Source organism: Sphingobacterium sp. InxBP1 (genome assembly GCF_026191775.1).
GTDB lineage: Bacteria > Bacteroidota > Bacteroidia > Sphingobacteriales > Sphingobacteriaceae > Sphingobacterium > Sphingobacterium thalpophilum.
The window spans coordinates 178,094-192,549 of sequence record NZ_JAINDX010000047.1 but is presented as its reverse complement, the minus strand read 5'-3'; the positions used below and the strand labels follow the sequence as shown (position 1 = coordinate 192,549).

Annotated in this window: 14 protein-coding genes; 5 read left to right on the top strand and 9 right to left on the bottom strand. The window is 45.5% G+C overall.

Annotated elements, in window-relative coordinates:
• Positions 1 to 31 precede the first annotated feature (31 nt).
• From K7A41_RS16460 to K7A41_RS16445, 4 genes are all read right to left on the bottom strand, one after another.
• Positions 32 to 817 carry an SDR family oxidoreductase gene (locus K7A41_RS16460; RefSeq protein ID WP_028070463.1) on the bottom strand — a complete coding sequence of 262 codons (786 nt, stop codon included), beginning with the start codon at positions 815 to 817 and terminating at the stop codon, positions 32 to 34.
• Positions 818 to 931: 114 nt separating this feature from the next.
• Complete coding sequence (locus tag K7A41_RS16455; protein ID WP_265714558.1) at positions 932 to 2,584, bottom strand: ABC1 kinase family protein; 1,653 nt, start codon at positions 2,582 to 2,584, stop codon at positions 932 to 934.
• Positions 2,585 to 2,699: 115 nt separating this feature from the next.
• Positions 2,700 to 3,341, bottom strand: a complete 642-nt coding sequence (locus K7A41_RS16450; protein ID WP_265714557.1) for a hypothetical protein — start codon at positions 3,339 to 3,341, stop codon at positions 2,700 to 2,702.
• Complete coding sequence (locus K7A41_RS16445; protein ID WP_028070465.1) at positions 3,331 to 3,834, bottom strand: RNA polymerase sigma factor; 504 nt, start codon at positions 3,832 to 3,834, stop codon at positions 3,331 to 3,333. Before K7A41_RS16445 ends, K7A41_RS16450 begins: the two co-directional genes overlap by 11 nt.
• A 117-nt stretch (positions 3,835 to 3,951) precedes the next feature.
• On the opposite strand from K7A41_RS16445, the gene K7A41_RS16440 reads away from it, so the two are divergent.
• Entirely contained in the window at positions 3,952 to 4,389 is a 438-nt protein-coding gene (locus K7A41_RS16440) for an acyl-CoA thioesterase (protein ID WP_028070466.1), read from the top strand.
• A gap of 115 nt (positions 4,390 to 4,504) precedes the next feature.
• Here the strand turns inward: K7A41_RS16440 and K7A41_RS16435 are convergent, their stop codons facing one another.
• The 3 genes from K7A41_RS16435 to folB form a co-directional block, all read right to left on the bottom strand.
• Positions 4,505 to 4,948, bottom strand: coding sequence for an Hsp20/alpha crystallin family protein (locus tag K7A41_RS16435; RefSeq protein ID WP_028070467.1), 444 nt, complete (start codon positions 4,946 to 4,948; stop codon positions 4,505 to 4,507).
• 276 nt (positions 4,949 to 5,224) lie between these two features.
• Positions 5,225 to 5,935, bottom strand: coding sequence for an AAA family ATPase (locus tag K7A41_RS16430; RefSeq protein ID WP_265714556.1), 711 nt, complete (start codon positions 5,933 to 5,935; stop codon positions 5,225 to 5,227).
• 49 nt (positions 5,936 to 5,984) lie between these two features.
• Positions 5,985 to 6,350 carry a dihydroneopterin aldolase gene (gene folB, locus K7A41_RS16425; RefSeq protein ID WP_028070469.1) on the bottom strand — a complete coding sequence of 122 codons (366 nt, stop codon included), beginning with the start codon at positions 6,348 to 6,350 and terminating at the stop codon, positions 5,985 to 5,987.
• A 145-nt stretch (positions 6,351 to 6,495) separates the two neighbouring features.
• Here folB and K7A41_RS16420 point away from each other — a divergent pair, with 145 nt between their 5' ends.
• Both K7A41_RS16420 and K7A41_RS16415 read left to right on the top strand, forming a co-directional pair.
• Positions 6,496 to 7,224: a 3-keto-disaccharide hydrolase gene (locus K7A41_RS16420; protein ID WP_265714555.1), complete on the top strand. Its 729-nt coding sequence runs from the start codon at positions 6,496 to 6,498 to the stop codon at positions 7,222 to 7,224.
• A 94-nt stretch (positions 7,225 to 7,318) separates the two neighbouring features.
• The gene (locus K7A41_RS16415) at positions 7,319 to 9,496 is read left to right on the top strand and encodes a S9 family peptidase (protein ID WP_265714554.1); all 2,178 of its coding nucleotides are present in this window, start codon (positions 7,319 to 7,321) and stop codon (positions 9,494 to 9,496) included.
• Positions 9,497 to 9,550: 54 nt separating this feature from the next.
• On the opposite strand, the gene K7A41_RS16410 is transcribed toward K7A41_RS16415, so the two are convergent.
• Positions 9,551 to 11,116 (bottom strand): M20/M25/M40 family metallo-hydrolase, encoded by a 1,566-nt coding sequence (locus K7A41_RS16410; RefSeq protein WP_265714553.1) that lies wholly within the window; start codon positions 11,114 to 11,116, stop codon positions 9,551 to 9,553.
• Between the two features lie 213 nt (positions 11,117 to 11,329).
• Complete coding sequence (gene asnB / locus K7A41_RS16405) at positions 11,330 to 13,018, bottom strand: asparagine synthase B (protein ID WP_265714552.1); 1,689 nt, start codon at positions 13,016 to 13,018, stop codon at positions 11,330 to 11,332.
• A 235-nt stretch (positions 13,019 to 13,253) separates the two neighbouring features.
• Here asnB and K7A41_RS16400 point away from each other — a divergent pair, with 235 nt between their 5' ends.
• Positions 13,254 to 13,829 carry a Crp/Fnr family transcriptional regulator gene (locus K7A41_RS16400; protein ID WP_265714551.1) on the top strand — a complete coding sequence of 192 codons (576 nt, stop codon included), beginning with the start codon at positions 13,254 to 13,256 and terminating at the stop codon, positions 13,827 to 13,829.
• A 154-nt stretch (positions 13,830 to 13,983) separates the two neighbouring features.
• A complete protein-coding gene (locus K7A41_RS16395; protein WP_028070475.1) occupies positions 13,984 to 14,445 on the top strand; it encodes a VOC family protein in 462 nt (153 codons plus the stop codon).
• The last annotated feature ends 11 nt before the right edge of the window (positions 14,446 to 14,456 follow it).

Genomic DNA, 14,456 nt, shown 5'->3' with positions numbered 1-14,456 from the left:
TCTTCCTCAACAATGGAAGAGCCGTTTTTTATTAAAAACCTTTTAACATGCCGCCATCCAGCGGGATATTGGTCCCCGTCAGATAATTCGCATACTCCGAACAGATGAAGGCTACCAGATAACCATACTCTTCGGGTTTGCCCAAACGTCCGGCAGGCACCTGTTGGAGCCGTTGCTGCAAGGCTTCCCCGTAGGATATGCCCAGGCGCTGCGCATCAAGATTCGTCAACGACTGAATTCTTTCCGTATCAAACAGGCCAGTGAGGATACTATTCACCGTAACGCCATCTTTAGCGACATCAGCCGACAGCGACTTGCTCCAGCTCATCAGTGCTGTCCGCACTGTGTTGGATAAGACCAGATTAGATACCGGTTCTTTGACAGTCGAAGACGACACATTGATAATACGACCGTAACCGCTGGCAAGCATATAAGGCAATGCGCATGAGGTCGTATAGCAATGATTCTGGAACAGCAGTTCGAAAGCATGCTGGTAATCGGCGAGATTCTTCTCATCAATTTTTCCTGCTTTAGGACCGTTGGAATTATTGACCAGGATATCGACCTTATTCCCCTCAAAATAACGATCTACCTGTGCCTTATAAGCTTCGTGATCGTTATAATCGACAATAATATACTGATGTCGCTGTCCCTTTGAAGCGTCAAGGCTTTCACAGGTACGTTGTAATTTCTCTTCATTGCGTGAGGCCAGCGTGACAGAAGCTCCGCAGGAAGCCAACACACGGGCAATCCCTGCCCCGATGCCCGTTGAGCTGGCGCCAATCAGCGCCTTTTTTCCGATAAGATTAATTTCCATATTATAATTGTCCTACATTTACGTTCCAAATAATGCGACCTTCCTGGCGACATCGCTGCTCTACGCATACGCAAATTGGAGCAATATGCTCACCTGCAGCCCTGCATCTTTTCATTAATCATGATCCTTGGCCCGGATCATGGCGACAAACAGATACACGGCAAAAACCCAGGCTGATCCCAAACATATCCAGGCAAACACCGGAATTCCCCACCATTTGGGCTCAATCCGGGCAACAATAACCATCCCTCCCAAGAGATTAAGGGACATAAACATAATACCAATTACGATCCGGTTAACACCTTTACGAAAAATGGCATTAAAGGAACGGGCGCTGATCAGCCGGTGGTTTAACGTGAAATTTCCGGTCCGGAACAATCGAACCAAAGCCCGCATATCTTCCGGAAGTTTTTCGACATCACGGGCAAAAGATTCCACCTTATGTTTTCCTTTTTTGAACATGGCTTCAGGCGAGAGCCGTTCCCTCATAATCCGCCGCGCGAAAGGTCTGATGCTCTCCATGATATTGAGATCCGGATACAGTTGCCGGCCGATACCCTCCATCAGGGAAATACCGCGCATTAACTGATAAATATACTCGGGAAAATACAGACGGTTATCGCCAATGACCTTCCACAGCTTGTTGAATAAAATATCGAGGCTGAGATCACCCAAGGAAACATTGTCAATCAAATCGAATATTTCATACAAAGCGCGCTCAAACTGGCTCCGGTCGGGTATATGGCTGACCACAGCGACATCTTCGATCACGTCAGCCAGCCGTACAGCATCTTCGGAGATTGCAGACTGTATAAATTCTTCCAGCTGCCGGCGGTCTATGCCCAGCAGTTTACCCATATTTCCGAAATCCAGAAAGGCAATACGTCCATCAGGCATGACCATCATATTGCCCGGATGCGGATCACCATGAAAGAAACCATGGATAATAACCTGCTCCAGATACAGGTCAATACCATTCTTGACCAGAGTCTGCACATCCATGCCGCGACGTTTGATTTCCTCCAAGTCGGTCACTTTAAACCCATCAAGAAATTCCATACACAGCACACGGTCCGAAGACAGATCGGCATATACCCGCGGCACCTTGACCAGTTTGTTACCCTTAAAATTTTTGCTGAAACGTTCAATATTATGACGCTCAATGACCAGCGACATTTCCTCCTGCAAGGTCATCGCGAATGACTCGACAATAAGCGACAGATTTAGATTTTCCAACACCTCATTATACATTGTCAATATCTTGGCAATATCGCGCATCAGGGCAAGGTCGCAGCGCATCACCTCATCTATCCCAGGCCGGCGCACCTTCAGTACGACCTTACTGCCATCGACCAAGGTAGCCCTGTATACCTGCGCTATAGATGCTGCGGCGAAAGGTTTGGACTCAATGTCCCGGAAAGTTGATTCAACGTCCAGATCAAGCTCTTCCGCCAGATAAGACCTGATATCTACATCAAAGGCAGGCACATGGTCTTCAAGACGTTTGAGCTCCTCCACAAGATCCTTGGGCAATAGTCCTTCGCGCGTTGAAGCAGACTGTCCCAGTTTAACAAATGCAGGCCCCAGCTCTTCCAAAGCCATGCGAATACGCGCATAAACACTGATGTTGTCGACATCAATATTACGTTCAATACTTGCCCGCGGTCCTTTCCAGGGCAATCTGGCAATTGCATCCTTAAAGCCATACTTGGCCAATATACTTAAGATCTGGGAACTGCGCTGTAGTTTCTTGGTCGGATTATACATAGTGGACACGGATTTTCTCCAAACAAGATACGAAACAAAAACCTTACCTTTTTCGCATCATAGTAGGCAGAAAGTAAAAATTCCGGGGTTAGCTGCCTCTTATCGAGAAGATAGACTAATCGGATTCCATCTGATCCAGATTCTCTTTAATCTGTTTAACATAATCGCCGTAGTAATAGCGGATCATCAGCTCGGTAATCACGGCAATGATAGCAATAGACGCAATGGCCGAAAGAATCATCCATAAAATAAAATCAGGATCCTGCTGGTAGGTTTCCTTAAAGTGATACAATTTTTCAAACCACTCTATTGCTTTGTTCCGTCCAATCATGATCAGATATAAAAACAATGCCTGCGGAATCATCACATAAGCTACTATGCGATAGGTTTCAACCGCGTACTTTAAATCATAGTATAACTTGAGCAAATGTTCCCTGGACGCCAGCAGTTCGATCTGCCCGGCACTTTTGATTAGGTAATAAAACCGGCGGTAGTACAGCAGACTCGATAAACATATCTGTACGATAAAAAAATAATAAGCAAAGGCAGCATAGCCCTGGATCTTGTAAAATGGCAACATCGGCACCGCAATCAGGAAAATCACACATAGCAGCCAGGAAATAAATTCCCGCTTAATATTCCTTCGCAGTTTGGCCATGATATTACCGACTTCCTTATATTGCTGAAGATTGGGATTATGCAGGTCCTCTTCTGTAGACTGTTCTTGCCAAGATTTTTTTAATTCATCAAAATTCATAGCTGTATTTTTTAATGATCTGTTGAATCCGTTCTTTTGTACGATTTAATTTTACCCGGGCGTTCACTTCCGAAATCCCTAAATGGGCTGCAATCTCACGATGGCTCTGTCCTTCGAGAAATAGGAAGATCAGGGCTTTCTCCACAGCATTAAGTTCATGCACTGCCTGATAGAACAGCCGTAGCTGCTCATCTTTATCGGTGTTGTACGCCTCCTCCGCATAGTCGTGTCGTTCTTCGAGCGGATCATGTTGCTGATGTTTCTTTTCTTTCTTCAGAAAGACCATCGCGGTATTTAACGCCACGCGGTACATCCATGTTGAAAATTTACTCTGCTGCCTGAATGTCCCGAATGACTTCCACAATTGATAAACAATTTCCTGATAAAGGTCCTGCCGCCCTTCGTGATCATCCATATACATACGGGTCACCTTGACGATTATTCCTTTATTTTCATCAATCAATCTAAGAAATTCTATTTCCGGTTGGTTCACTTAGCAAATTTTCTTTATACGATGTTACTGGCAATAAGTATCGCAAACAAACAAAGTGTTACAGCTTCGCTTAAAATTATGTAAATTGTTCCTAAAAAGGAGGCAAATCAAGTTAATATGGAAAATATATTTTACGAAGGACAGGTCATCTGGGCACAGATTGATGCCAATCGGCACATGCGCCATTCCGCATATGCCGATATCTGCGCACAGGCGCGCAGCAACATGCTCCATAAAATGGGATTTTCACTCGATAATTTTGCTGCTTATCAGATTGGGCCTATTTTATTCCGGGAAGAGCTGATCTACTCCAAAGAAGTACATCTCGACGAATATGTAAAAGTCAAAGTCGAAATGACGAAGTACAATAAATCAAATAGCCGTTTTTCCTTTACCCACAAGGTTTATCGTCAGGACGGCACATTGTGCTGTACGGTGCATGTCGACGGCGCCTGGCTCGACCTAAAACAGCGCAAATTGACAAAGTTGCCGGAGGAAATGGAGCCCTACTTGGCGAAAGTACCGCGGGCACCCGAATACGAAGAGTTGGGATAAAAAAAATCCCTCGGTACCTAAAGAAGTTCCGAGGGATCAAAACATAAACTAAACCTAAAAACTATTTTTCTTATGATCGCTGCCACTGCTGGGACATAGCCGCGCTGCTACAATATTATTTTACTTCGATCAGACGTTTTGCAATAATCGCGTCTTCTTTCTTACCTAGGGTCAACACCAGAATACCACCCTCATAAGCTGCTTCGATATTGCTATAATCTACTGTATCTGGTAAAGTAAATGATCTTGAAAATGATGTATAGTTGAACTCTTTTTTGCTATACAATTTTTCCTCGCTGGTCTGCTCTTCTTTCTTCTCTGCTGAAATCGTAATCAGATTCTTATCCACATTGATTTTGAAATCTGACTTATCTAAGCCCGGAGCAGCCATCTCGATTTTAAATGACTTTTCAGTTTCGGAAATATTCACCGCCGGAACACGCGACACCAAACGGTCCGAAATAAAGTTATCATTGAACAGATTATCAAATACAGTATTTACAAATGGATTTACTGCATCAGTATTCAAACTTTTTGTTGGGAATTTAATTAATGCCATTTTTTTGTCCTCCTAATTTTGATATTGTTAAGCTTTTATTTTTCTAACTTGTTTTCTAGGAGGTATTCAATTTGCATACCAGCAACAAAACAAAGACAAAATGACACAAAAATATAATTTAAACTGTCATTTTGTCTTTGTTTCGCTATAAAGAACGTCTATATTGGCCGGTATTATATGATGAAGCACATAAACCCTCCCTTGATGAATAACGTTTTAGACAATAAACTGTTTCGAGGGTCCTCCAAAATTTGACATTGTATCCGTTGCATCCCGTCACTCGCCCACCTGCTCCAATTCTGCTATAAGCAGCGACTTGACCGCATCATAACTATAGTCTTTTGCCTCTGCAAACGAAACGCCGTAAATTCTTGGCACCACACTGGCGTAATGCGGAAACGGCGCAAATAGACGATTATAATAGGCATCAAGCTGCGCATCGTCGGGTAGTTCGAAGGCTAAACGCAACTGAAAGCGTCTGACAACAGCGGCATCCAGAATCTCGGGATGATTGGTCGCAGCGACCAGCACGGCTTCGGCGGGAAAATAATCCATCAGCTGAATAATGGTATTCACGAGACGCCGCATTTCGCCCACGTCTTTTTCTTCGCTGATGCGCGCTTTGCCGATCTGGTCAAATTCGTCCAGAAAAAGCACCGCTTTTTCACGCCCCGCTTTGTCAAACGCCTGCTTGATATGCTGAGAAGTCTCTCCTATCCGCGAGGAAACCAGATTACTCAGATTCAGCACGTATATAGGCTTATCCAGTGCTGTAGCAAGAGCTTTTGCCGTCGTTGTTTTACCGCAGCCGGAGTACCCGTGCAGCAGAACCTTGTTGCTGACCGGCAGTCCATACCGGGCAAGTTCGCGGACGTAGCGATGCTCCTTTATGAGCTGTCCAAGCTTCTCCCGGCTTTCAGCTTCGAGAAAGACATCTTCTAGCGAAATCTTTTCCTTATCCGCTATAACAAGATCGTAAATATTCATTTCTATTTCGTATAATATGGGGTCCGTCTTACTGACGCTGGGCAAATGATTAACGATTATACCTCAGGCTCACTTGCGAGCTGGACAGATCGCCACCAAACGGCGGATTTGACTTCCGGATCACAACTTCAATCATTTCAGCATAGCCTACCGACTGACGGATCTCCTCGAGTATCTCAGCCGCAGCCGATTCCAGCAACCTCCTTCTCGGCGCCATGATCTTGGCCGCGATGCGATAGAGTTCCTCATAGTTGAGGGTATTGCCCAAATCGTCTGTCTCGCCAGCGTGAAATGCAAAACACACATCGATGGACACGTAGAATTCATTGCCGACAATCTGCTCTTCCTCATAATAACCGATTGGAGCGAAAAATCGCGCTTCTTTAAGTGATACAGTCTGTAAAATGCTTGCCATGCACAAACCTAAGCAAATTGTTTGATACCTGAAAACATCGCACTGACTACCTGGACTACGGAAAAAGTCATTCACATCCATCTGAAATTATAATTGCATTTAAAAACATTTTTTTCTAAGTTTAACCATACCAAAAACCAAACAGATGAATTTTTCACGACCATCAACATTAGCAGTTGTCCTAGTATGTGCCACAGTATCGCTGCAGGCTCAGACCAATATGAAGCCCAGCGATACAGAATATTATACTCCTGTCCCACCGACCGTAAGGATCGATCACGGCATACCGAGCGATGCCCTCGTGCTTTTCGACGGAAAAGATCTTAGCAAATGGAAAAGTGAAAAGGGCAAAGCAAACTGGACTGTGGCCAACAATGTCCTCGAAGTAAAGCCGGGCACCGGAAACATTGAGACGACTGAACATTTTACCGATTTCCAGTTACACATCGAATGGAAAAGCCCAGCGGTGATCAAAGGTGAAGGCCAGGGCCGTGGCAATAGTGGCATCTTCCTTCAGGGCCTTTACGAGATTCAGGTACTGGACAATGACAACAATCCGACCTATGTCAATGGCGGCGCAGGCAGCATTTATAAGCAGCGTCCTCCGCTGGCACAGGTCATCGCTCCGGACAAATGGCATGTCTACGATATTATCTACAAAGCTCCCCAATTCAATAAGGACAGCCTGCTCGTCAGCAAAGGAACAGTCACCGTTCTGCATAATGGTGTCGTTGTACAGAACAACACACAGATAGATGGCACTACCGAATACATCGGGCTGCCCAGGCAAGTGGCTCATGGCGCAGGTCCCATTATCCTTCAGGATCACGGCGACCTCGTTCAATTTAGAAACATCTGGATCCGAAAACTATAAGCCTGCACAACAATTTCAGTTAGACAAGCAACAATTCTGTACTAGGTTTTACAGGGCCATTTCCCTAATTTAGCCCTGTAAAATTTAATAACAGATGAAAAGAATTGCGCTATTCTTCTTGTTGGCCAGCGCGCTGACAAGCCAGGCCCAACGAAACCTGAATTTGGAGGAAACTGTATATGGTTCCCGTACCTATGCACCGGCTTCGATAGCTTCCCCATCCTGGATACCAAGCACCAACAAGCTTTCCTATCTTGATAAATCGTATCAGAACCTACTCTTCAAAGGCGCTGCAGACAATTGGAACGAAAACAGTCTAGCCTCCAAGTCGGATCTCGAAGCAGCTTTGAAAACAGCAATTCCGGACGAAACATTCCGTTTAAGCATATTCCCCTACGACTACAAGTGGCGCGATGCCAATACTTTACTTCTGCAAGTGGACGGTAAAAGCAAAGCATATACTGTCGCCTATAACACCAAATCCAAAACTATTGAAAGTTTTATCGGCAATGACAGCCAGGGTGCTAACCGCGAAGTAGCACCTGACCTCTCCAAAATAGCTTATCTGATAGACAACAACATCTCTATAGTTGATAAAAACGGGAAAGTAACGACTGTAACCAACGACACAGACAAAGGGATTGTCAATGGCAGCGACTACACGCACCGTCAGGAATTTGGCATAAAAAAAGGAATGTGGTGGAGTGCCCAAAATGACAAACTGCTCTATTACCGCAAGGATGAAACCATGGTAGCCAATTATCCACTTCCCCAGTGGGCCCCCAAAATCGCCGGGATTAAGTGGATTAAATATCCAATGGCCGGGCAAAAATCCGAGGAAGTCTCTTTAGTAGTTTACAACACCACGACAGGGCAGAAAGTAACGTTGCAGACCGGCGATCGCTCGGAACAATACCTGACCGCGGTCACCTGGGATCCTTCCGGAAAATATGTTTACGTCGGCGTACTCAACCGTGGCCAGAACGATCTCAAATTCAACAAATACGACGCGGCAACAGGCGACCTCATCAAAACACTGTTTGAAGAAACCGCAACAACATGGGTGGAACCTGAAACCCCATTGACCTTCCTACCCAACAAAACAGATCAATTTCTCTATCAGTCCGACCGGGACGGATACAATCAGTTATACCTCTACAACACAGAGGGGAAGCTGGTTAAAAAACTTGGACACAAGGACATTGTACTCGAAACGCTACTGGATTTCTCTGCCGACGGTAATAAAATAAGTTACATAGGTGTCACCAATAATGGACTTGACCGTCAGTTATTTGAAGTGGACCTCAAATCCGGAAAAACCATACAACTAACCAACGAACCGGGGATGCACCTGGCCTCCGTGAGCAGCGATGGAAAATACCTGTATGACCAGTACAGTAATTTAAATACGCCAAACAATATACAGATCAAAGAACTTAAATCGGGTAAGGCAACGCAGCTACTCAAGGCAGAGAACCCTTTCAGCGGCAAAATCCACAATCCTAGAATTGAATTCGTCCAGCTGACCTCCGCGGATGGAAAATATCCGTTGACAGGCCGTATTATTTATCCGAACGACTTCGACCCAGCAAAAAAGTACCCTGTGATGTACTACCTATACGGCGGTTCACATTCACAGCTGGTATCTAACAGGTGGCTGGGTGGCGCCGGTTATTTCGACATGTACATGGCGCAGCAAGGCTATATTGTGTTTACCATGGACAACCGTGGCACCAACTACCGAGGCCGCGATTTTTACACGGCCACGCACCGCAAGCATGGCCAGAACGAAATGGCCGACCAGCTTAAAGGTATAGAATTCCTCAAATCCAAACCCTTCGTTGACCAGGGACGGATGGGTATCTTTGGATGGAGTTTTGGCGGCTTTATGACAACTTCATTTATGCTGCATCACAATGATATCTTCAAGGCCGCAGTCGCAGGAGGACCCGTCATTGACTGGAAGTTTTATGAAGTCATGTACGGTGAACGCTACATGGACACGCCACAGGAAAATCCTGAAGGCTACAAATTAACTTCTCTACTCAACAAAGCAGATCAGCTGAAAGGAAGACTGCTGATTATCCATGGCGCGCAAGATCCTGTCGTAGTGCAGCAAAACAGCATGGAATTCATTGAGGCGTGTATTAAGGCAGGCAAGCAGGTCGATTATTTCCTATATCCTACCCACGAACACAATGTAATGGGCCGCGACCGTATTCACATGTACGAAAAAATTGCCGATTACTTTAATCAGCACCTCAAAAAATAGATAAGCAACTAAATAAACAAGCACGGCTTCTTTCAAAGTAGCCGTGCTTGTTTGTTAGTTGCCACTTGTGCGCTTCGCCTTCAGGTTGCCGGGCCAAGCCATCGGTTTCCCATCGCTACCCAAAGGCAGCACCATTTTATCCCGCGATACTAATTCGGGTTCCTCGCAGGCAAGATAAGTCAGCACAGCAACGATAACCGCATTTTGCCTAACTTCATCAAACACAATTTTATCATAGGTATCTCGATTCGTATGCCAGGTCACCTTGCCGTAATCCCAGGATGTGGACGAAAGTCCAAAAGCCGGGATTCCACGCTGCACAAAGGAGGAGTGATCACTCCCACCCGTCCCCGGCATCCCGGGAAAGGAGGTCTGTATTTCATTACGTATTTCCTCCGGCAGGTATTGCAGCCAGCGACCTATATATTCATAAGCCTTCTCAAAACCACTTCCTCCGATACGCACAATCCGGCCGGTTCCATTATCCTGATTCCAGACGACCTGAATATTCTTAACAATTTCAGGATGATCTTCGACAAAGGCCGACGAACCGTTTAAACCCTGCTCTTCACTCCCCCAATTGCCCACCAAAATTGTCCTTTTATTATCTGGATATACTTTTCGCAGGATACGTACGGCTTCCATCATCGTGATTACACCGGTCGCGTTGTCGGTTGCGCCCGAAGCCCCGTCCCATGAGTCAAGATGAGCGGACAGCACTACATATTCATCCGGTTTACTCTTACCTTTGATTTCCGCTATACTATTATATGTTTTTGCGACACCTAGCTCTTTCGATTTACCCTGCAACAGCACACGGGGCTTAACGCCGCGTTCGGCCATACGGTATAGCAACCCATAATCCTCCAGGGCAATATTAAATACCGGAATCTGCCTTGACTTCGCGTCAAAAACCCGGGTGATTCCCGGCAGTTCAGTCCAATAAGAATCGATTACGCCAACAGCTCCCGCAGCCTCCAGCGCCAAGGGCAACGTGCGTCGCGTGTTCCCCGTGTAAGCCATACTCTGCTCCCAGGCGCTGAGCTGCCGCGTTTTCAGGGATTGATACTTTTCGTAACTTTTGGGCGACGCGGACTCCTTCCAGTTGGCATCAGACCTACCCGAGATCGGATTCATTCCGATAAGCACGATCTTACCTTTTACGGTCTGAAGCCAAGCCTGATAATCCGGCTGTGAGTGGAATATGGGCATCGCGATGACTTCAGCTTCCACACCTTTTTCTTTTGTCATCGGACTAAAAGCCAATTGGGTACCTTCCAAAGACTTCAGTCTCGGAAAAGTCATCGTAGCCTGAGAAGTACCACGCTCCCAAGAGCGCCATTCACCATAAGCTTCATTGCGAGCATGGGTACCCAAAGCTGTATATTGTCTGACGACCCAATCGTGCGCCTGTTGCATCTGTGGACTTCCCACCAGCCGCGGACCGATCATATCGACCAGCTCAAAAGCATAGTTCTCAAGCTGGGAGTTCGCATTGGCTTCCTGAACAATCGCCGCAACGACGGCCTCTTTGCTTTGTGCAACTATTATCGGACTGCTGAAAAGTAGCAAAGCAACTCCGATCAACTTTAAATTTCGTTGTTTCGTTCGTATTTTCATTTCTATTTTCTTTTTACGACACCTAGGCTTGGCTTCGTCTGGTTTTTCACGAAAATTACTAAAAATATTCAATAATCTACATCATCTTGCCTACCGCACAGCTGCTCCCTCGAAAGTCCACGGAGCGGATATGTGCGCCGCAAGGAGCAGAACTAAAAAAGCCTAAGGAGATTTCCTTAGGCTTTGCAAATAAAAGTTGGTTGGGTTGATTGTTTACACTGCTTCTACTTTTGACTTCTCGTAACTCTCCTGGTGCACTGAAGCCACTGCCCTGCCCGATGGATCGTTCAGGTTTTGGAACGAGGCATCCCAAGCCAGTGCTTCCGGCGTACTGCAGGCCACGGATTTCACCGAAGGTACTGTAGCTGCCGCAGCGGCAGAAGGAAAGTGGGATTCAAAGATTGTTCGATATAGGAATTCCTCCTTGTTCTTCGGCGTATTGACCGGAAACCGCTCAGACGCAGCTGCAAATTCCTGATCGGAAACCTTACTTTCAGCCTGTTCTTTAAGAGTATCTATCCAACTATAGCCCACACCGTCAGAAAACTGCTCCTTTTGACGCCAGGCAATGCTCTCGGGGAGATAGTCCTCAAAAGCTTTACGGACGACCCATTTTTCCATTCTTCCATCGCGGATCATCTTGTCTGACGGGTTGATGCGCATCGCTATATCCATAAACTCCTTGTCCAGAAAAGGAACCCGACCTTCTACTCCCCAAGCTGCCAGCGATTTGTTTGCCCGCAAACAGTCATAGAGGTACAATTTTTTCAGTTTACGTACGGTTTCCTCATGAAATTCCTGCGCATTGGGTGCTTTATGAAAATACAGATATCCACCAAAAAGTTCGTCAGAACCCTCTCCCGACAGCACCATCTTAATCCCCATAGATTTGATGACGCGGGCCAGTAAATACATCGGAGTTGACGCCCGTACGGTCGTCACATCGTAAGTCTCCAGGTGATAGATGACGTCACGGATGGCATCCAGTCCTTCCTGGATCGTAAAGTTAATTTCATGATGAATAGTACCAATATGCTCTGCGGCTTTCTGTGCAGCGACCAGATCAGGCGCACCTTTGAGACCAACAGCAAAAGAATGCAGCTGTGGATACCAAGCGTCTTCCTGATCATCAGTCTCAATACGTTTGGATGCAAATTTTTTGGTGATCGCGGCAATCACAGAGGAATCCAGTCCCCCGGAAAGCAAGACACCGTAGGGTACATCTGACATCAACTGACGGTGTACCGCATCTTCCAGTCCCTTGCGCAATGCAGCAATGTCCGTTTCATTATCCTTCACTGCTTCATAGCTTTCCCAGTCGCGCTGATACCAGCGCTTGGGCTCTGTACCTGATTTGCTGTACAGATGATGTCCCGGAGGAAATTGTGCTATGCTATCGCAAAAACCTTCCAGTGACTTCAACTCTGAAGCAACGAATAACTGCCCCTGATCATCTTTTCCATAATAAAGCGGAATAATCCCCATATGATCGCGGGCCACAAAGAAGGAGTCATCCCTTGAATCATAGAGCGCAAAACCAAATATACCGTTCAGTTCATCGACAAAAGATGGCCCCTTGGCCAGGTACAATGCCAATATCACTTCAGAATCACTCTGTGTGGCAAACTCATAGTCGGGAAGGCTATTGCGCAATTCATGGTGGTTATAAATCTCACCATTAACAGCCAACACAACTTTGCCGTCAGGACTGTACAAAGGCTGGCTGCCCGACTTAGGATCTACTATGGCCAACCGCTCGTGAGCCAATAACGCTTTCTCACCGGTAAAAATACCAGACCAGTCCGGACCGCGGTGGCGAATACGTTTGGACATCTCCAAAACTTGGGGTCTCAATACGTCTGCAGGTTGCTTTAATTCAAAAGCGCCGATAATTCCACACATATTATGAAAATTTTAAATATTTCGTTTCTACATTTTGTTATTGACACAAAGTAAAACAATTAAAAACTAAATTCATAATAATTTTTAATTTTTATTGTATTTTTATTAAAAAACACAATTAAACCAAATGAAATTAACAATGAAATACCAATTTATTTACAATAATCACATGCTACATCACAAAATGGTTTGAAGATTTATAGTAAATTCACATGATAATCAGACAACAACCCGTATGGATCTAATAGGAACTTTTTATCGTGACCTTGCACTCCGCCCCGACGAGCTGAATGCCATAAAAGAAAAGCATCAGGCGATAACGGTCAAAAAAGGAGAGTTTATATTGACGAAAGGTCAGGTTGCTAACGCATATTACCTGATTGAATATGGTTTGACGCGTTCATTCCTGCACGATTATGAAGGCAATGAAGTGACGATAGATTTTTGCTGTGACCACGAAGTTGTCATCGAAGTAGCATCTTTTTTTCAGCGCAGCCCGACGGTTGAAAACATTCAGGCACTCACAGAGACCAAGCTATGGAAAATACGATTTGACGATTTTCAGGAGCTCTTTCACCAGATTCCTGAATTCAGGGAATGGGGGCGTTCGTGGATGGCAAAAGAACTGGTGCACACCAAAAACAGGGCGGTCGCGATGATCACTGAACCTGCAACTACGAGATATCTGCGGCTGATCAAAGAAAAGCCCATTCTGATTCAGCAAGCGCCGTTAAAGCACATTGCCTCTTATCTCGGGATCACCGACACCTCGTTGAGCCGTATCCGAAAAGAAATTGTACACAGCAGTTAGCGGAAAAACCGCGATCAGCTGCAGGTATTTTCAATTCTTGCCCTGAGACAAGTTTTCCGTTTATATTGACCGTTATTTTTGTGCTCAGCGCGTCTTTGATACCGCGCAAGCAAATACAGCTGAAATAATAATCAATATATTCAAATTAGAAATCATGGCAAAATTACACGCTTACTTAAATTTCGATGGCAACTGTGAAGAAGCATTCACATTCTATGAAAAGGTTTTTAATACCACAAATCCGGGTTTTATGCGTTATGGTGATGTTCCTGCAGACCCCGCGATGCCACCTATACCTGATGAAGCAAAGAACAAGATCTGCCATACCGCAATTTCAATCAACGGAGAGAGCATGCTTATGGGGGCAGACGTCATTTCAGCCTTCGGCCAGCAATATGCACAGGGCAACAATACCTATGTGATGCTCATGTGTGACGATGGCGAGGAAGCCCGGTCGCTATATGAAGCATTAAGCGTCAATGCAAAAGTTATAGAAATGCCCTTGGGCGAAACGTTCTTTGCGGAGCTGTACAGCTCTTTTCAGGATCAGTTTGGCATCTGCTGGATGGTCTATTTTGGCGGAAGCAAAGACGAAGATTGTAGCAATAAAGACTAGACGTTTGCAGC

Coding starts and splice junctions, on each gene's coding strand:
- K7A41_RS16420 (WP_265714555.1), top strand. CDS start 6,496: ATGAATTTTTCACGACCATCAACATTAGCAGTTGTCCTAGTATGTGCC.
- K7A41_RS16395 (WP_028070475.1), top strand. CDS start 13,984: ATGGCAAAATTACACGCTTACTTAAATTTCGATGGCAACTGTGAAGAA.
- K7A41_RS16440 (WP_028070466.1), top strand. CDS start 3,952: ATGGAAAATATATTTTACGAAGGACAGGTCATCTGGGCACAGATTGAT.
- folB (WP_028070469.1), bottom strand. CDS start 6,350: ATGGCAAGCATTTTACAGACTGTATCACTTAAAGAAGCGCGATTTTTC.
- K7A41_RS16410 (WP_265714553.1), bottom strand. CDS start 11,116: ATGAAAATACGAACGAAACAACGAAATTTAAAGTTGATCGGAGTTGCT.
- K7A41_RS16400 (WP_265714551.1), top strand. CDS start 13,254: ATGGATCTAATAGGAACTTTTTATCGTGACCTTGCACTCCGCCCCGAC.
- K7A41_RS16435 (WP_028070467.1), bottom strand. CDS start 4,948: ATGGCATTAATTAAATTCCCAACAAAAAGTTTGAATACTGATGCAGTA.
- K7A41_RS16460 (WP_028070463.1), bottom strand. CDS start 817: ATGGAAATTAATCTTATCGGAAAAAAGGCGCTGATTGGCGCCAGCTCA.
- K7A41_RS16450 (WP_265714557.1), bottom strand. CDS start 3,341: ATGAATTTTGATGAATTAAAAAAATCTTGGCAAGAACAGTCTACAGAA.
- asnB (WP_265714552.1), bottom strand. CDS start 13,018: ATGTGTGGAATTATCGGCGCTTTTGAATTAAAGCAACCTGCAGACGTA.
- K7A41_RS16430 (WP_265714556.1), bottom strand. CDS start 5,935: ATGAATATTTACGATCTTGTTATAGCGGATAAGGAAAAGATTTCGCTA.
- K7A41_RS16415 (WP_265714554.1), top strand. CDS start 7,319: ATGAAAAGAATTGCGCTATTCTTCTTGTTGGCCAGCGCGCTGACAAGC.
- K7A41_RS16455 (WP_265714558.1), bottom strand. CDS start 2,584: ATGTATAATCCGACCAAGAAACTACAGCGCAGTTCCCAGATCTTAAGT.